The organism is Mariniflexile fucanivorans, from assembly GCF_004341235.1.
Taxonomy (GTDB): Bacteria; Bacteroidota; Bacteroidia; order Flavobacteriales; family Flavobacteriaceae; genus Mariniflexile; species Mariniflexile fucanivorans.
Window position 1 is genome coordinate 553,867 of sequence record NZ_SLUP01000003.1, and the last position, 17,445, is coordinate 571,311.

General features: G+C 32.7%; 17 protein-coding genes. 15 read left to right on the top strand and 2 right to left on the bottom strand.

The window, feature by feature from the left end; translation table 11 throughout:
- Nucleotides 1-104: 104 nt before the first annotated feature.
- From murB to EV196_RS08870, 3 genes are all read left to right on the top strand, one after another.
- Nucleotides 105-1,157 (top strand): UDP-N-acetylmuramate dehydrogenase, encoded by a 1,053-nt coding sequence (gene murB, locus EV196_RS08860; protein WP_132217376.1) that lies wholly within the window; start codon nt 105-107, stop codon nt 1,155-1,157.
- Nucleotides 1,158-1,224: 67 nt separating this feature from the next.
- On the top strand, nt 1,225-1,755 hold the full coding sequence (locus tag EV196_RS08865; RefSeq protein ID WP_132217377.1) for an RNA polymerase sigma factor: 531 nt from the start codon (nt 1,225-1,227) through the stop codon (nt 1,753-1,755).
- 11 nt (nt 1,756-1,766) lie between these two features.
- Nucleotides 1,767-2,555 (top strand): anti-sigma factor, encoded by a 789-nt coding sequence (locus EV196_RS08870; RefSeq protein ID WP_132217378.1) that lies wholly within the window; start codon nt 1,767-1,769, stop codon nt 2,553-2,555.
- An 85-nt stretch (nt 2,556-2,640) separates the two neighbouring features.
- On the opposite strand, the gene aqpZ is transcribed toward EV196_RS08870, so the two are convergent.
- Entirely contained in the window at nt 2,641-3,327 is a 687-nt protein-coding gene (gene aqpZ, locus EV196_RS08875; RefSeq protein WP_132217379.1) for an aquaporin Z, read from the bottom strand.
- 158 nt (nt 3,328-3,485) lie between these two features.
- Between aqpZ and EV196_RS08880 the strand changes: the two genes are divergently transcribed.
- Genes EV196_RS08880 through EV196_RS08910 form a run of 7 tightly spaced genes read left to right on the top strand, consistent with a single transcriptional unit; the run spans nt 3,486 to nt 10,803 of the window.
- Complete coding sequence (locus EV196_RS08880) at nt 3,486-3,689, top strand: membrane or secreted protein (RefSeq protein ID WP_132217380.1); 204 nt, start codon at nt 3,486-3,488, stop codon at nt 3,687-3,689.
- A gap of 6 nt (nt 3,690-3,695) precedes the next feature.
- Nucleotides 3,696-4,808 carry a glycosyltransferase gene (locus EV196_RS08885; RefSeq protein WP_132217381.1) on the top strand — a complete coding sequence of 371 codons (1,113 nt, stop codon included), beginning with the start codon at nt 3,696-3,698 and terminating at the stop codon, nt 4,806-4,808.
- Nucleotides 4,799-5,344, top strand: a complete 546-nt coding sequence (locus tag EV196_RS08890; protein WP_132217382.1) for an RNA polymerase sigma factor — start codon at nt 4,799-4,801, stop codon at nt 5,342-5,344. Before EV196_RS08885 ends, EV196_RS08890 begins: the two co-directional genes overlap by 10 nt.
- Nucleotides 5,344-6,588, top strand: coding sequence for an Nramp family divalent metal transporter (locus EV196_RS08895; protein ID WP_207902838.1), 1,245 nt, complete (start codon nt 5,344-5,346; stop codon nt 6,586-6,588). The genes EV196_RS08890 and EV196_RS08895 overlap by 1 nt, the downstream gene beginning before the upstream one ends.
- Nucleotides 6,589-6,637: 49 nt before the next feature.
- A complete protein-coding gene (gene lipA / locus EV196_RS08900) occupies nt 6,638-7,519 on the top strand; it encodes a lipoyl synthase (protein ID WP_132217384.1) in 882 nt (293 codons plus the stop codon).
- Nucleotides 7,520-7,521: 2 nt separating this feature from the next.
- Nucleotides 7,522-8,538 carry a type I glyceraldehyde-3-phosphate dehydrogenase gene (gene gap, locus EV196_RS08905; RefSeq protein WP_132217385.1) on the top strand — a complete coding sequence of 339 codons (1,017 nt, stop codon included), beginning with the start codon at nt 7,522-7,524 and terminating at the stop codon, nt 8,536-8,538.
- A 27-nt stretch (nt 8,539-8,565) separates the two neighbouring features.
- Nucleotides 8,566-10,803 (top strand): ATP-binding protein, encoded by a 2,238-nt coding sequence (locus EV196_RS08910; protein ID WP_132217386.1) that lies wholly within the window; start codon nt 8,566-8,568, stop codon nt 10,801-10,803.
- On the opposite strand, the gene lpxK is transcribed toward EV196_RS08910, so the two are convergent.
- Nucleotides 10,800-11,804, bottom strand: a complete 1,005-nt coding sequence (lpxK, locus tag EV196_RS08915) for a tetraacyldisaccharide 4'-kinase (protein WP_132217387.1) — start codon at nt 11,802-11,804, stop codon at nt 10,800-10,802. The genes EV196_RS08910 and lpxK overlap by 4 nt on opposite strands.
- A gap of 87 nt (nt 11,805-11,891) precedes the next feature.
- Between lpxK and EV196_RS08920 the strand changes: the two genes are divergently transcribed.
- The 5 genes from EV196_RS08920 (at nt 11,892) to EV196_RS08940 (ending at nt 17,445) form a co-directional block, all read left to right on the top strand.
- Entirely contained in the window at nt 11,892-12,986 is a 1,095-nt protein-coding gene (locus EV196_RS08920) for a Nif3-like dinuclear metal center hexameric protein (RefSeq protein ID WP_132217388.1), read from the top strand.
- A 3-nt stretch (nt 12,987-12,989) separates the two neighbouring features.
- A complete protein-coding gene (locus EV196_RS08925; RefSeq protein ID WP_132217389.1) occupies nt 12,990-13,772 on the top strand; it encodes a zinc ribbon domain-containing protein in 783 nt (260 codons plus the stop codon).
- A gap of 128 nt (nt 13,773-13,900) precedes the next feature.
- Entirely contained in the window at nt 13,901-14,557 is a 657-nt protein-coding gene (msrA, locus tag EV196_RS08930; RefSeq protein WP_132217390.1) for a peptide-methionine (S)-S-oxide reductase MsrA, read from the top strand.
- 210 nt (nt 14,558-14,767) lie between these two features.
- Nucleotides 14,768-16,036, top strand: coding sequence for a kynureninase (gene kynU, locus EV196_RS08935; protein WP_132217391.1), 1,269 nt, complete (start codon nt 14,768-14,770; stop codon nt 16,034-16,036).
- Entirely contained in the window at nt 16,033-17,445 is a 1,413-nt protein-coding gene (locus EV196_RS08940; protein WP_132217392.1) for an FAD-dependent oxidoreductase, read from the top strand. Before kynU ends, EV196_RS08940 begins: the two co-directional genes overlap by 4 nt.

The window sequence follows — 17,445 nt, forward strand, 5'->3', positions numbered from 1 at the left end:
AAAATTTGGGCGTTACCCTAAAGTGTCGGACTTGGAGTTTATCTCAAGCGAAGTCGTAAGGTTGCAGTCCTTTTTTGAGTTAGCAAAAAAAGATTTCCAATTCAATCTCTAACGTAAAAACACGTTCCAAAACAAAAAACACCGTGAAAATTGAACAAAACATATCTTTAAAACCTTTCAATACTTTTGGTATTGATGCTACAGCAACCCATTTTATAAGCGTTTCATCTATTGATGAATTAAAAGAGGTTTTAGCATTAAAAAACTACCCTAACAAACTTATTTTAGGTGGCGGTAGCAATATGTTGCTTACTAAAGATTATGACGGACTTGTAATTCACATAAACTTAAAAGGTGTTGAAAAAGTTTCTGAAGATGATGATTTTGTTTACGTAAGAGCATCTGCTGGTGAAAATTGGCACGAGTTTGTTATTTATTGTATTAATAATGATTTTGGGGGCATTGAAAACCTATCCTTAATTCCTGGCAATGTTGGTACGGCACCTATTCAAAATATTGGTGCTTATGGCGTGGAACTCAAGGATATTTTTCATTCGTGTGAAGCTATGTCTATTGAAACATCTTCAATAAAAACCTTCAACAAACAAGAATGCCGTTTTGATTATAGAAACTCCATTTTTAAACAAGAAATAAAAGGGCAATTTATAGTTACAAGCGTTACTTTCAAACTCACAAAACGCAACCACCAACTGCACGTTAATTACGGCACTATTGCTTCACAACTTGAAGCTATGCAAATTGAAAACCCAACTATTCAAGATATTTCAAAAGCTGTTATTTACATTCGCGAAAGCAAATTACCAAACCCAAAAGATATTGGAAATAGTGGTAGTTTTTTTAAAAACCCTGTAGTTTCAACTCAGCTTTATAACAAACTACTTCAAAATTTTGAAGATATGCCAAGTTACCCTGTTTCTAATGATGAAGTAAAAATTCCTGCTGGTTGGCTTATTGAAAAGGCAGGTTTTAAAGGGAAACGTTTTGGTGATTATGGCATTCATAAAAATCAAGCCTTGGTACTTGTAAATTATGGGAATGCCAAGGGTTCAGACATCTTAAAACTTTCAGAATTAATACAAAGCACTATTAAGCGTTTATTCGAAATTTCAATAGAAGCCGAAGTAAACATCTTATAATACCAAAGAAATTTCTAACTTTGAAGTTCTATAATAGTTTGTTTTTCAACTTTTAAACCTATTCAACTTGATTTCATCCATAGAAAAAGAAATAGTTACCCTATTGGAACGTGGCGATAAAAAAGCCATCACCTTATTGTATGACAACTATTCCGATGCCCTTTATGGTGTTATAAAAAAAATTATAACAGACGATGACACGGCACAAGATGTGCTTCAAGAAAGCTTTATAAAAATTTGGCGCTACGCTAAAAAATACGATTCTAGCAAAGCAAAATTATTTACTTGGCTTTACAGAATTGCCTATAATACTGCCATAGACAAAGTTAGATCTCAAAAAAATAAAGATGGAAAGGAAATCCAAATAGAAAATTCTACCGTATATAAAATATCAGCGGACGAATTAAATCAGGATGTTATGGACATGCAAAAACACCTGAGTAGTTTGGACGAAAAATATCAAATAGTAATAAATGCACTCTTTTTTGAAGGCATGACCCAACAAGAAGCCAGCGAAGAACTCGATATACCGCTGGGCACTATAAAATCGAGATTAAAAATTGGATTGCGTGAATTGAAAAAAATTTATAATCCCTAATTAAAAATGTCATGAATGCGAAAATAACTACTTTTTTAAATTCTGGCCTACTAGAAAAATATCTATTAGGTGATACCACGACTGCGGAAACAGACATGGTTGAATCTTATATTTCAAAATATCCAGAAGTACAGAATTTCTACAACACATTACAATACAACTTAGAAATAGTTGCTAAAAGCAATGCTGTTGAAGCTCCTACAAGCGTCTTAAATAACATTTTAGATGCACTTGATGAAGCACCCGTTGTACAATTAAATACCACAAAAAAATACAAATCTTGGTACAAGATTAGTATTGCGGCTAGTATTGTAGCCTTTATGTTCGCTGGTACATCTTATTTGTTCTATCAACAAAACCAAAGATTAAATGAAGAAAACCAAGTAGTGGTTGATGAAATTTTTGACTTGCGTAGTGATATTGAAGCGAATAATAAAAAGTTGGATAATGTTATGAACCAATTTATGGAGCTTAACGACCCTAACACCTACAAATACATCATGCAAGGTAATAACCGTGCTATAAATTTAAAAACAGTTGCTTACATTAATCCTAAAGAAAAAACATCAATGATTGATGTAGTGTCTTTACCTGAATTACCCGAGGAACAATGCTACCAAATTTGGGCAGAATTACAAGGTAAAATGGTAAGCTTAGGTATTTTAAATGAAGCCGATAGACAATTAAGAGTCATACCATATACAGAAAACGCATTAGCACTAAACATTACCATTGAACCAAAAGGCGGAAATACCAGAGCATCTTTAGATAACATGGTCGCCGAAATTGATTTACAGTAAACTGATTAATAGCTAAAATCCCTCAAGGAAAAAGCCTCATTTGAAAATACAAATGAGGCTTTTTTAATGGTTATAAACTAGTTAATTACTCTTTATCAAATAATGCTTTATGAATAAATCCAGCTACAATGGCACCTGCAATAGGAGCTGCCCAAAACAACCAAAGCTGGCTTGTAAATTCGCCACCAGCAAATAATGCCTGACTTGTAGAGCGCGCAGGATTAACAGAGGTATTAGATATTGGGATACTTATTAAATGAATTAAAGTTAATGCTAAACCTATTGCTATTCCTGCAAAACCAGCAGGCGCTTTTGGATAGGTGCTACCTAAAATAATTAATAGAAAAAACATAGTAAGTACAAATTCGGTAATTAAAACGGACACCATACTATAGCCGCCAGGAGATAACTCGCCATAACCATTTGCGGCAAAACCGCCAATATCAACATAATCCGATTTACCAGTAACAATAAGGTACAATACTCCAGCTGCTGCAATGCCTCCTACAACTTGAGCTACAATGTAACCAAGTATATTTTTAGCTTCAAACTTACCACCAGCCCATAACCCTAAAGTTACCGCTGGATTAAAATGCGCTCCCGAAATATGCCCAACCGCATAAGCCATGGTTAAAACAGTAAGACCGAATGCCAGTGCAACACCCATAAAACCAATACCCAATTCGGGGAAAGCTGCTGCAAAAATGGCACTTCCGCAACCACCAAAAACAAGCCAAAATGTTCCAAAAAATTCTGCAAATAATTTTTTCATAAATTAAAATTTTAAAAGGTTAGTTATTTAAATATACATGTTTACAGTTAATTAGACACAAAAAAACAATTTGGTCACATCATGTATATCCATCAATAAACTTGTAGAAATTATTAGTTAAATCCTGTATATTTGCAAAAAATAATTTAAAATAGAACATGAAACTTCTTATAATAACAATTGCATTATTAGGATTAGGATTTGCGGGAATTGCCATAAAAATTTGGGCTAAAAAAGACGGAAAATTTTCTGGTACTTGTGCAAGCCAAAATCCAGCTCTTAACAAAACGGGGGAAAGTTGTGGCTTTTGTGGAAAAACTCCAGACCAATTTGAAACTTGCAACGAACCTCAACACAAATAGTTTTTTATGAGTTTACTTGATTTTGTGTTCTACAGCTTTATAGTTGTAGTGGTTATTCAAGTTATATATTTTATTGGTTTCTTCGGAAAATTTGCGTTTTTAAAACCACAAAAAACTGTTACCAAAAACTTGGAAATTTCAGTTATTATTTGTGCTAAAAACGAAGCCGAAAACCTAAAAAACTTCTTACCATCTATTTTAAATCAAAAGTACCCTAATTTTGAAGTTGTTTTAATTAACGACGCTTCAACCGATGATACACTTGAGGTAATTGAAATCTTTGCGGCACAACATAGCAACATTAAAATTGTTGATGTTAAAAATATTGAAGCTTTTTGGGGCAACAAAAAATATGCTTTAACGCTTGGTATTAAGGCATCAAAACATGATTATCTGTTGTTTACGGATGCCGATTGTAAACCGCTTTCAGAATACTGGATACAAGAAATGAGTGCCTGCTTCAATAGTGAAAAAAGCATCGTTTTGGGTTATGGAGGTTATTCAAAAATCAAAAAATCGTTTTTAAACAAACTCATCCGTTTTGAAACTTTGGTTACTGCTGTTCAATATTTTTCGTTTGCAAAAGTAGGAATACCATATATGGGTGTTGGTAGAAATCTGGCCTATACTAAAGATGCTTTTTTTAAAGCTAATGGGTTTATAAACCATATAAAAGTACGTTCTGGTGACGATGATTTATTTGTAAACCAAGTCGCATCCAAAAGCAATACAGCAATTTGTGTTTCAGAAAACAGCTTTACGCAATCTAAACCAAAAACCACTTTTAATGATTGGATAAAACAAAAAAGACGCCATATATCAACAGCAAAACATTACAAGTCAAGCCATAAATTTTTATTAGCATTACTTTATTCAACACAATTATTATTTTGGATATTTGCCACAATCCTTCTTATAGCAACATTTAAATGGCAAATTGTTGCTGCATTATTCGTTGTGAGACTTATACTTTATTATACTGTTTTTGGAGCCTCGGCAAAAAAATTGAACGAAAATGACCTTGTTTTAGCACTTCCGTTCTTTGAAGTTTTTTTAATTATTACACAATTAACTATCTTTATAAATAATCTTATCTCAAAACCCAATCATTGGAAATAAATGAAGCTATTAAACGTGCCAAGGAAAACGACCAAAAAGCGTTTAATTTTCTATTAGACAGGTATTGGGATGACGTTTATGGTTTTCAATTAAAACGTATTGAAAACGAAAATGATGCTGAAGATATAACCATCCAAACATTTTCCAGAGCTTTTGACAGAATTGAAACTTTTGATGAGAATTACAAATTCAAAACCTGGTTGATTACCATTTCAAAAAACATCCATATTGATTTACTTCGGAAGGCAAAAAACTCCATTTCCCAAGTTATTTCAAATGATGATAAATCGGTATATCAAATTTTAGACGAATCTCCTTCACCTGAAGATGAACTAATTACCGAACAACATTTAGCAAAATTACTGCGCGATATAAAAAAACTAAAACCGCACTATCAGGAAATAATCAATCTACGTTATTTTCAAGAATTGAGCTATAAGGAAATCTCTGTTCAGCTTAAAGAACCAATAAACAACGTAAAAGTGAAGTTATTGCGAGCAAAAAAACTACTTGCCGAAATTATTCAGGAAAAATAATGTTTACTAAACTAAAAAACCTAGGTCCCGGATTATTGTTTGCTGGTGCAGCAATTGGCGTTTCGCATTTGGTACAATCTACACGTGCTGGTGCCGATTTTGGTTTGGGTCTACTCTGGGCATTGCTTTTAGTGAATTTGTTTAAATATCCATTTTTTCAATTTGGCCCCAGATACGCAACCGCAACAGGCGAAAGCTTATTAGATGGTTATAAAAAATTAGGCAAAGGGGTGCTAGCAATTTATTATGTATTGAATTTAGCTACCATGTTCACCATTCAAACCGCAGTAACCATTGTAACGGCAGGTTTAGCTTGTACTCTATTTGGCGATTTTGGCAGTTTTAACTTTGGAAATAAAATTTTAAATAGTACAGAAATTTATACCATCCTGATACTAATTGTTTGTTTATTCATATTAATCTTTGGAAAATATAAGCTTTTAGATAGGTTGATGAAAATAATAGTAATTACATTAACCATAAGCACGGTAGTGGCGGTAATTATTGCATTAACAAATAGCAGCGAACCTCTTTATTTCAATCAAATATTACCAAGCAACAGTTTAGAAATAGGGTTTTTAATAGCCTTTATGGGTTGGATGCCTGCTCCTTTAGATGTTTCCGTTTGGCAATCGCTTTGGACTATTGAAAAAAATAAAGAAACTAAAGAATACACGCCTCAATCTGCTTTATTCGATTTTAACATTGGCTATTTAAGCACCATAATCATAGGCATTGGATTTTTGCTACTAGGTACCTTAGTCATGTTTAACAGTGGCGAAATATTTAGCAATTCTGCAAGTGTGTTTTCGGGGCAGTTAATTAATATGTACACCAAAAACCTTGGCAATTGGGCTTATATCATTATTGGTGTAGCCGCTTTTACAACCATGTTTAGTACTACATTAACAACTTTAGATGCTTCGCCAAGAGCTATGGCTAAAACAACTTCATTGCTGTTTAAAAAGTCGTCAAAATTCAATTATACCTTTTGGATTTCTTTATTAACCCTAGGCACAGTATTTATTTTCCTTTTTTTAGCTTCCGAAATGGGTTTATTAATCAAAATAGCTACCATTTTATCATTCATTACTGCTCCGTTTTACGCCATTATAAATTACACTTTAATTTCTAGCAAGCACACGCCAAAAGAATGGCAACCTTCAAAAAAATTACATCTTTTAAGTCTGTTAAGCATTGTTTTTTTAATAGGGTTTAGTGTATGGTATCTCATCTCTTTATAAGACGCTTTTAAAAAAAATACTTTGTATCTTTGTGCTTTATTTTAAAAAGATGGACTCAGAAACTGTTTCAAATATATTACCAGAAGAACACATTGCAAAACCAAAATGGCTTCGTGTTAAACTTCCAACAGGAAAAAATTATACTGAATTAAGAGGCTTAGTTGATAAATATAAATTAAACACTATTTGTACCTCTGGAAGCTGCCCAAATATGGGAGAATGTTGGGGTGAAGGTACTGCAACGTTTATGATTTTAGGCAATATTTGTACCCGCTCTTGTGGATTTTGTGGTGTAAAGACCGGTAGACCAGAAAGTGTAGATTGGGATGAACCTGAAAAAGTAGCCCGTTCCATAAAACTAATGAATATAAAACATGCCGTATTAACCAGTGTTGATAGAGATGATTTGAAAGATATGGGAAGTATTATGTGGGCTGAAACTGTAAAAGCAGTAAGACGCATGAATCCTGAAACAACTTTAGAAACGTTAATTCCAGACTTTCAAGGTGTAGAGCAACATATTGATAGAATTATTGGTGTCGCTCCAGAAGTGGTATCCCATAATATTGAAACCGTTAGGCGCTTAACGCGTGAAGTGCGTATTCAAGCACAATACGATCGTAGTTTAGGGGTTTTAAAATATTTAAAACAACAAGGACAACGCCGAACAAAATCGGGGATTATGCTTGGTTTGGGTGAAACTCGAGAAGAAGTTATTCAAACCCTTCACGATTTAAAAGCTAATGATGTAGACGTAGTAACTATTGGGCAGTATTTACAACCGAGCAAAAAACATCTACCTGTTAAACAATTTGTTACTCCAGATCAATTTAAAGAATATGAAGAAATTGGTTTAGAATTAGGTTTTCGCCATGTAGAAAGTAGCGCCTTGGTACGTTCTTCTTACAAAGCCCAAAAACACATTACTTAGTTATGATTAATATAGCTATCAATGGATTTGGTAGAATTGGCAGACGTGTTTTTAGACTGCTTCAAGACTACAAAAACATTCAAGTGGTTGCCATTAATGATTTAGCCGATGCCAAAACGCTAAGCCATTTGCTTAAATACGATAGTGTTCATGGAGGTTTCAATGGAATTGTGTCTTATGATGCCAACACCATTATTGTTAATGGCAAAAAAGTGGAGCTGCTAAATCATAAACATCCAAAAGATATAAACTGGAATCCTTTTCAGGTTGATTTTGTAATTGAAGCTACAGGAAAATTCAAAACCAAATCAGATTTACAATATCATATAGATAATGGTGCTAAATGTGTTATTTTAAGTGTTCCTCCACTTGAAGACGACATAAAAACCATTGTAATGGGTGTTAATGACGCTAGTATAGATGGAACGGAAACCATTATTTCCAACGCATCATGCACTACCAACAATGCAGCACCCATGATTGATGTTATAAATAAGCTTTGTGGCATTAACCAAGCCTACATTACAACCGTGCACTCCTACACTACAGACCAAAGTTTACACGACCAACCACATAGAGATTTACGTAGGTCGCGTGCAGCAAGTCAATCGATAGTCCCAACTACAACTGGAGCAGCAAAAGCGTTAACAAAAATTTTTCCAGAACTTTCAAATGTAATTGGTGGTTGTGGTATAAGAGTGCCTGTTATAAATGGATCTTTAACCGATATCACTTTTAATGTAAAAAAAACTGTTTCAATTGAAGAAATAAATAATGCCTTTAAAGAAGCTGCTAAAAATCATTACAGTAAAATTATTGAATATACCGAAGATCCTATCGTTTCTATTGATATCGTTGGAAACACTCATTCTTGTATTTTCGATTCTGATATGACTTCTGTTATAGGAAATATGGTAAAAATAATTGGTTGGTATGATAATGAAACTGGTTATTCTAAAAGATTAATTGATTTAATATGCAATTTATCAGGTAAAAAGAGTATTTTATCGATAAAATAATTATATTTGCTCGTAATATTTATTTAAATGTATTTAATAAAAAAGTATATATTTATTGCATTGATGCTTTTAAGCATAACCGCATCATCACAAAAAAATATTGATAATGATCCGGAATTGCTACAAAACAGCATTAATTATCACATTGCTCAATCACAAATCGAGTTAGATAATTTCAATTATTATAAGGCACAAAAAAATCTCGACGAAGCTTTAAGTTTAGCCGAACAATCAAACAACAAGAAAAGTATCGGTATTATATATGCCATTAAAGGCAGACTTCAACTTTCAATAGATGACACCGATAAGGCTATAAAATCTCTTACTAATGCCATAGAAATACAACGCGTTATAAACGATAACGAAAACATAGGAACTTCATACAAAATATTTGGTGATGTATATGTTGCTAAAAAAAATTACAACCAAGCATTAGATTATTACCGTTCTGCAAAATCAAAATTTGAAGAAGAATCTTTAGATAAAGAATTGGCAGATGTACTTTTATGCGAAGGCAAAACGTACTTTAAATTAAAAAACTATAAAAAATCCAGAGATATTATAGAACAAGCTATAGCATTGGCTAAAAACGACGATTTGCTAGAAACACAAAGCGACGCATTAATAGCCCATGGCTTAGTACACTCAAAATTAAGCAACAACGATAAAGCGTTAACCTATGCTTTAGAAGGCGTTGAACTGGCAAAAAACAATAAGCTCTCAAACATTCTAAATGATGGTTATTTAGCATTAAGTGAAATTTACAATAATATAGAAGACTATAAATCTTCAAGAGATTATTTAAACGCCTATGTTCAGCTTACAGATTCTCTAACAAATTTAAAACGCACCAATTCTTCAAAAGATCAAGAAACACAGTATCTTTTAAATGAAGCAAATCAGAAAAACACTGAAATGTTTCAGAAATTAGAGAAGGCCGAAGACGATAATAGTTTAAGCACCTTAATTTCTATTTTAAGCGTTGCATTAATCACTATTTTGTCTTTATTAACCTTATCGCTTTATAAAAACAATAACATCAGGCTAAAAACAAACAACATGCTTCATAAAAAAAATGGAGAACTTATTATAGCAAAAGAAAAAGCAGAATTAGCCTCAAAAACCAAAGCAAACTTCCTATCTACCGTTACACACGAGCTAAGAACACCGCTGTATGCTGTAACAGGATTAAGTAATATGTTGTTGGAAGAAAATCCAAAACCAGAACAGGTTCAACATTTAAAATCCTTAAAATTTTCGGGCGATTATTTATTGACCTTTATTAACGATATTCTTCAAATTAATAAAATTGAAGCCAATAAAGTAGATATAGAACCTGAACCATTCAACTTAAAAAAGAAAATAAGCAATATTATTTTAGCCTTAAATAATTCGGCACAAGATAATAATGTGAAACTTCATTTAGATTTTGATAAGAATTTACCAGAAAACTTTATTGCAGATCAATTAAAAATTTCTCAAATTCTTATCAATTTAATAGGTAACTCCATCAAATTCACTAAAGATGGGGATATTTGGATTCGAATTTATAAAATTGAAGAACAAGGCAAAATTTACACCTTACGTTTTGAAGTTGAAGATAATGGTATAGGTATAAGCCAAGAAAAACAAGATAATATGTTTGAAAGTTTTTCTCAAGGTTCTATTCAAATTAACCGAAAATATGGTGGTACCGGTTTAGGGCTTTCCATTGTAAAAGGTTTAATAGATATTTTAAAAGGAAAAATTTACGTAAAAAGTGTACTTGATAAAGGCACCACATTTTATTTTGAAATCCCTTTAGAATACACTCCTATTGAAGAAGCAAAAGAAGTTAAAACCGCATATTTTAGTGGCAACTCTAGCGATTTAGATTTAAAAAATGTTAAAATTTTGGTTGTTGAAGACAATAAAATCAACCAGATGATTACCAAAAAGATTTTAACTAAAATGGATCTTAAATGTGATATTGTTGATAACGGTGAAGATGCCGTTGATATGATAAAAGCAAATAAGTACGATATTGTGCTAATGGATATTCATATGCCAGGAATTAGTGGAATTGAAGCCACTAAAATTGTGAGATCGTTTGATAAAGAGCAAATTATTTTCGCCCTAACAGCGGTTACTATTGAAGATAAAATGCATGAGTTTGAAGAAGCTGGTTTTACCGATATTATTCCGAAACCATTTAAACAAGAAGAATTCGAGAAAAAACTTTACAATGCATTGGCGGCAAAAAACAGCACCTCAGCACCAGCTTAAAAACTTACAAAGTCTTTAATTAATTTATCAAACCTAAGGTTATCATCTAACTTAAGCGTAATTGGTATATAAAACAGTTTCGATTTTAAAGATTCGTATTGCTTAAGGCGCATAAAATCTTTTTCGGTAGTTAATATAAGTTCCTTTTTTTTAAAAGTTGAAATATCTTTTTGAGAAAACTCGTAATGGTCTTTAAAATTTAAATGCTCAAATTTCAAACCTTTTTCAGTTAAAAAATCAACCAACGGATTTGCATTTGCAATACCCGTTACCAATGTAAAGTTTCCTATTGCATCTAAACTTATTTTATGTGCTGCGGAAAAAATTTCATTTGAATAACTTATAGAACTAAAAAAAACGTGCTGATACTTTTTTGGTGAAATTTGCTCTATATATCGTTTCTTCCCATCATCACTTAAATTTTTTGGGCATTTGGTAACCACAATTATGTTTGCGCGTTTTGCACCGCTTCTTGGTTCTCGCAAATTCCCTGTAGGCAATACATAATCGAAAAAATACGGATTATTAAAAGTAGTAAGCAAAATATTCATTCCTGCTTTTACTTTTCTATGTTGAAAGGCATCATCTAATAAAACAATATTAGGCACGCTATCAAGTTGCCTTAATTGTTCAATACCATTCGTTCTATCAGCATCAACCGCGACAAGCACATTCTTTTTAAATTTATTATAAAATTGAAACGGTTCGTCTCCTAAAGTTTCCGATGTAGAAAATTCATCAGCTAAGTGAAATCCTTTTGTTTTCCGTTTGTATCCTCTGCTTAAGGTAGCTACTTGATAATCATCCTTTAACAAATTAATTAAATACTCAATCATGGGTGTTTTTCCTGTACCACCAACGCTTAAGTTTCCAACACATATCACAGGAAAATCATAGGAAGTCGATTTTTTTATATCCAAATCGTACAATTTATTTCGCAGGCTAGTTACTGCATAATACACAGGTACAAAGGGAAATGATATGTTTCTAAGTAATTTCATTTGATATTCTTTATGACTGTTTTTTTAGTCATCTTGATTCATCTTAGCGAAAATAATATTTTATCTTTGATACAAACAAATTTATTCATGATAGTTCAAGACGTTATTAACCATTTAGAAGAATTAGCACCTCTAGCTTACGCTGAAGATTTTGATAATGTTGGGCTTTTAGTTGGAAACAAACAAGCAAAAATAACAGGTATTCTAGTCACTTTAGACACATTAGAAGCGGTTGTAGATGAAGCTATTAAGGAAAAATGCAACTTAATTGTAAGCTTCCACCCTATTATATTTAAAGGTTTAAAAAAATTGACTGGCAAAAACTATGTAGAACGTGTGGTGATGAAAGCCATAAAACATGATATTGCCATTTATAGCATGCACACCGCATTAGATAATGCCATGCAAGGTGTAAATGACATGATTTGCAATACCTTAGAATTAAAAAACAAACATATTCTTATACCACAAAGCGAAACTATAAAAAAACTAACTACGTACGTGCCTAAAGACGAAGCAGAACAACTCAGAACGGCTTTATTTGGTTCTGGCGCAGGTACCATTGGCAATTATTCCAATTGTAGTTTTAATGTTGAAGGCTATGGAACTTATAACGGAAACGAAACAAGCAACCCTACCAAAGGCAAAAAAGGCGCGATACACACAGAAGCCGAAACAAAAATAAGCATCACATTTCCTAAGCATTTAGAATCTCAAATTATTCAAACCTTATTCGAATCACATTCGTATGAAGAAGTAGCATATGAAATAACCACTTTAGAAAATAAAAACCAACAAATTGGTATGGGTATGGTTGGTGAACTAGAAGAATCTATGAGCGAATTGGATTTTTTAAACTACATAAAAACCAAAATGAATACCAAATGCATCAGGCATTCTTCATTAATAAACAAAAAAATTAAAAAAATTGCCGTTTTAGGTGGTTCAGGAAGTTTCGCCATTGAAGCTGCTAAAAGTGCTGGTGCTGATGCTTTTATAACTGCCGATTTAAAATATCACGACTTTTTTACGGCAGAAAACAGTATTCTTTTAGCCGATGTTGGACATTATGAAAGTGAGCAATACACAAAAAATCTTTTAGTAGCATATCTTACAAAAAAAATCACTAATTTTGCAATCATTTTATCAAACACAAATACAAATCCTGTTAAGTATTTTTAAAGTATGGCTAAAACTAAAGAATTAACTGTTGAAGAACGTTTAAGAGCGTTATACGATTTACAACTTATAGATTCTCGTATAGACGAAATAAGAAATGTTCGTGGAGAACTTCCATTAGAAGTACGCGATTTAGAAGATGAAGTTGCTGGACTAAACATCAGATTAGAAAAATTAGTTTCAAGTTTGGAAGTAGTAGACAATGATATCGTTTCTAAAAAGAATCAAATTGAAGAATCTAAATCTTTAATTAAAAAATATAGCGAGCAGCAAAAAAATGTTAGAAATAACAGAGAATTTAATTCGTTAACTAAGGAAGTTGAATTTCAAGAATTAGAAATTGAATTAGCCGAAAAACATATTAAAGAATTCAAAGCTCAAATAGAACAGAAAAAAGTTGTTATTTCTGAAACTAAAGATCGTTTAAAAGAGCGTGAAAATCATTTAAAGCACAAAAAAGGTGAATTGGATGCTATTTTAGCTGAAACTGAAAAAGAAGAGCTTGCTTTAATTCAAAAATCCAAAGATTACCAAGAGCAAATTGAAGAGCGTTTGGTTTCTGCATATAACAGAATTCGCAAAAACGTAAAAAACGGTTTAGCTGTTGTGCCAATTGAAAGAGGTGCATCTGGAGGATCTTTCTTTACTATTCCACCGCAAATTCAAGTTGAAATTGCAGCTCGCAAAAAAGTAATTACAGATGAGCATAGTGGTCGTATTTTAGTAGATGCGCAATTAGCTGAAGAACAAAAAGAAAAAATGGAAAAATTATTTGCTAAATTAAGCTAAGAAATTTCTAATCATATAATTTAAAGCCTTCACAAACGTGAAGGCTTTTTTTATTTTAAAACTTTTTTTATTTTATTTTAAGGTCTTAAGCTTTAATTCGTCTAATAGAAAAAAGAAAAACTTGCACTATGAAAAATATCGTTTTTACCTTATTTGCAATCCTATTATTTAGTTGCCAAAATAATGCACAAACTAACAAAAATCAAGAAGCCGTAATTAATGCAAAACCCATTGAAGTTCCTTTAAAAAACGGAAAAGCGAAAGCTTATTTTGCTAGCGGTTGCTTTTGGTGCGTAGAAGCCATTTATGAAAGCATAAACGGTGTAGATGAAGTAATTAGTGGATATTCTGGTGGGCACACTAAAAACCCAACGTATGAAGCTAGCAATACAGGTAGAACAGGACACGCCGAAGCTGTTGAAGTTATTTACGACCCTAATGTTGTTAGTTTTGAAACTTTGGTTGATGTGTATTTTGGCTCGCAAGATCCTACACAGGTAAACGGACAAGGGAACGACAGAGGTTCTCAATACCGTTCTATCATTTTCTATCAAAATCAAGAACAAAAACAAATCATTCTTAAAAAGAAAGAAGCACTTGCAAAAAAACTAAATACAAACATAGCTGCTGAAGTATATCCGTTTCAAAAATTTTGGATTGCAGAAGATTATCATCAAAACTACGAACGTCTTCATCCTAACAACAGTTATATTCAAAACGTATCCATTCCACGGTTGAATCGTTTTAAAGCTAAGTTTCCTGAGTTAATTAAAAAAAATCACTAATTAAAAATCTAAATTTATTTACAAAACGTATTTATAATATACAGTAAAATATTCCGCATTAAGCGTCTATATATATTTAAAGAGCTTCAATTTATAAATTGGAGCTCTTTTTTTTCTGCATAAACTTATAGTTTTATTAAGTTATTTATCAATATTAATTTTTAACTTTAGAATTATTATTTTTATCAAAAACTGAAAAAAGAATTCACATTGTCAAATTATAAATCAAGTCTCGCTTTTGCTTTAGAACAAGACCAGAAAGACGAGTTATATTTATACAGAAATCAATTTCACATCCCAAAACACAACAATGGGAGTGAATGTATTTACATGACGGGTAACTCACTCGGTTTGCAGCCCAAACAAACAAAAGCCTATGTAAACCAAGAACTTGAAGACTGGGCAACTTTAGGTGTAGAAGGGCATTTTCACGCTAAAAACCCATGGTTAAATTATCATGAAGTTTTAGGAGAACAAATGGCAAAACTAGTAGGTGCAAAACCTATTGAAGTGGTTGTTATGAACACCTTAACGGCCAACCTTCATTTTATGATGGTGTCTTTTTATCAACCAACTAAAAAACGATATAAAATTTTAATTGAAGCCGATGCGTTTCCTTCTGATAAATATGCAGTTGAATCGCAATTGCAACACCATAGCTTTAATGCTGAAGATGGATTGGTTCTTTGGAAAGCTCGTGAAAATGAAGAATTACTTAATTATGAAGACTTAGAATCAATTTTAGAAAAACAAGGTGAAGACATTGCCTTAATACTAATTGGTGCTGTAAATTATTACACAGGGCAGTTTTTCGACTTAAAACGCATTACTGAACTTGGACACAAATATGGTTGTATGGTAGGTTTTGATTGTGCTCATGGCGCAGGAAACGTCGCACTCAATTTACACGATTCTGGAGCCGATTTTGCTGCATGGTGTACATACAAATACCTCAACTCGGGCCCAGGAAGTATTGCTGGTTGCTTTGTACACGAGCGTCATGCTTATAACAAAAACCTAAACCGGTTTGCCGGTTGGTGGAGCCATAACAAAGAAACACGTTTTAAAATGCGTGATGAATTCGACCAACTCCCAGGTGCAGAAGGTTGGCAATTAAGCAATCCTCCTATATTAGCAATGGCTGCTATTAAAGCATCGCTAGAAATTTTTAATGAAGTTGGTATGGATAAACTTATTAAAAAATCAAAACGTTTAACAGGTTATTTCGAATTTCTGCTAAAACAATTAGGAAGCGAAACCTTCAAAATTATAACACCTAGTAATCCCGATGAGCGTGGTTGCCAACTTTCCATACAAGTAAAAAATGCTGATAAATCATTACATAATAAATTAACAGAAGCTGGCGTAATTTCAGATTGGCGCGAACCCAATGTTATACGCTGTGCACCTACCCCTCTATATAATTCATTTCAAGACGTTTATTACTTAGTGGAACAATTGAAAACTATTTTAAAATGATTAAACAACAAAACATACTCATAATAGGCGCTGGACCTTGCGGTTCACTCTTAGCCTTACGTTTAGCGCAACGCGGATATAAAGTATCGGTTTACGAACAAAGACCCGATTTACGAAAAGAAAATTTAGACTCCGGGCGTTCTATAAATTTGGCATTCTCAAATCGTGGTAACAAAGCCATGAAAATGGTTGGAATTGAAGATAAAGTTAAAGCATTGTGTATCCCCATGAATGGCAGAATGCTTCACGATATAGATGGCAACACCATTTTTTCGCCTTACAGCGGTAGGGAGCACGAGTACATCAACTCCATTTCGCGAGGAAAGCTCAATGCTTTATTATTGGATGAAGCTGAAAAACACGAAAACGTCAACATCTTTTTCAATAGAAAATGCAAATTGGTCGATTTTGAAAAAACAATGGCACTGTTTCAAGATTTTGAAAGTAAAAGTGAAATTATTAAAGAAGCCAATGTTATTATCGCTACAGATGGTGCGGGTTCTGTAATGAGGCAAAGTTACTACATGGGCAAAAAATTCTTGTTTAATTTTTCACAACAGTATCTAAACCATGGTTATAAAGAATTAAGTATTTTACCTACTGAAACAGGCGATTATAAAGCCTATAAAAACGCTTTGCACATTTGGGGTCGCGATGCTTTTATGCTAATTGCACTTCCAAATTTAGATGGCAGTTTCACCGTAACATTATTTTTAAGCTATGATGAAGGCACCTATAATTTCAATAACCTAACTAAAAAAGAACGTGTTATAGAGTTCTTTACCACCTACTTTAAAGACGCATTAGAATTAATGCCAAATTTGGTAGATGATTTTTTTAAAAACCCGACATCATCATTGGGCACTGTAAAATGTTCGCCTTGGCATTACAAAGGAAACACCCTTTTAATGGGTGATGCCGCCCATGCCATTGTGCCGTTTTATGGCCAAGGTATGAATGCTGCTTTTGAAGATGTGGTAGAATTTGACAAAGTTTTAGATACTTTCGATGGCGATTGGGAAACTGTCTTTAAAACCTATGAAGCTTCTAGAAAAAAAGATACGGATGCGATTGCAGATTTGGCAATCGATAATTTTTATGAAATGAAAGGGCATGTAAATCAAACTATTTTCAGAGAAAAACGCACTTTGGAAATGGAGTTAGAAAAACATTTTCCTGAGGCATATTCCTCTAAATATTCACTAGTAACTTTTAATGAACACATTGGCTACAGAGAAGCTATGCTACGCGGACGTGCACAAGACAGAGCTATTTTGCATATGCTATCAGATGGTACTATTTCAATTTCTTCAGATATGAAAAAAGACGAATTAAAACTAATTTTAGAAAAAGTGAAAAATGAAACAGAAGTGATTCTTAAAGAGGATAATCTTTCTATGTTGAAATAA

Bases quoted from the DNA above. Each gene is read 5' to 3' on its own strand.
- msrA (WP_132217390.1), top strand. From the start codon at position 13,901: ATGAAAAATATCGTTTTTACCTTATTTGCAATCCTATTATTTAGTTGC.
- EV196_RS08925 (WP_132217389.1), top strand. From the start codon at position 12,990: ATGGCTAAAACTAAAGAATTAACTGTTGAAGAACGTTTAAGAGCGTTA.
- aqpZ (WP_132217379.1), bottom strand. From the start codon at position 3,327: ATGAAAAAATTATTTGCAGAATTTTTTGGAACATTTTGGCTTGTTTTT.
- EV196_RS08895 (WP_207902838.1), top strand. From the start codon at position 5,344: ATGTTTACTAAACTAAAAAACCTAGGTCCCGGATTATTGTTTGCTGGT.
- EV196_RS08885 (WP_132217381.1), top strand. From the start codon at position 3,696: ATGAGTTTACTTGATTTTGTGTTCTACAGCTTTATAGTTGTAGTGGTT.
- EV196_RS08940 (WP_132217392.1), top strand. From the start codon at position 16,033: ATGATTAAACAACAAAACATACTCATAATAGGCGCTGGACCTTGCGGT.
- EV196_RS08910 (WP_132217386.1), top strand. From the start codon at position 8,566: ATGTATTTAATAAAAAAGTATATATTTATTGCATTGATGCTTTTAAGC.
- lipA (WP_132217384.1), top strand. From the start codon at position 6,638: ATGGACTCAGAAACTGTTTCAAATATATTACCAGAAGAACACATTGCA.
- EV196_RS08920 (WP_132217388.1), top strand. From the start codon at position 11,892: ATGATAGTTCAAGACGTTATTAACCATTTAGAAGAATTAGCACCTCTA.
- lpxK (WP_132217387.1), bottom strand. From the start codon at position 11,804: ATGAAATTACTTAGAAACATATCATTTCCCTTTGTACCTGTGTATTAT.
- EV196_RS08870 (WP_132217378.1), top strand. From the start codon at position 1,767: ATGAATGCGAAAATAACTACTTTTTTAAATTCTGGCCTACTAGAAAAA.
- gap (WP_132217385.1), top strand. From the start codon at position 7,522: ATGATTAATATAGCTATCAATGGATTTGGTAGAATTGGCAGACGTGTT.
- EV196_RS08880 (WP_132217380.1), top strand. From the start codon at position 3,486: ATGAAACTTCTTATAATAACAATTGCATTATTAGGATTAGGATTTGCG.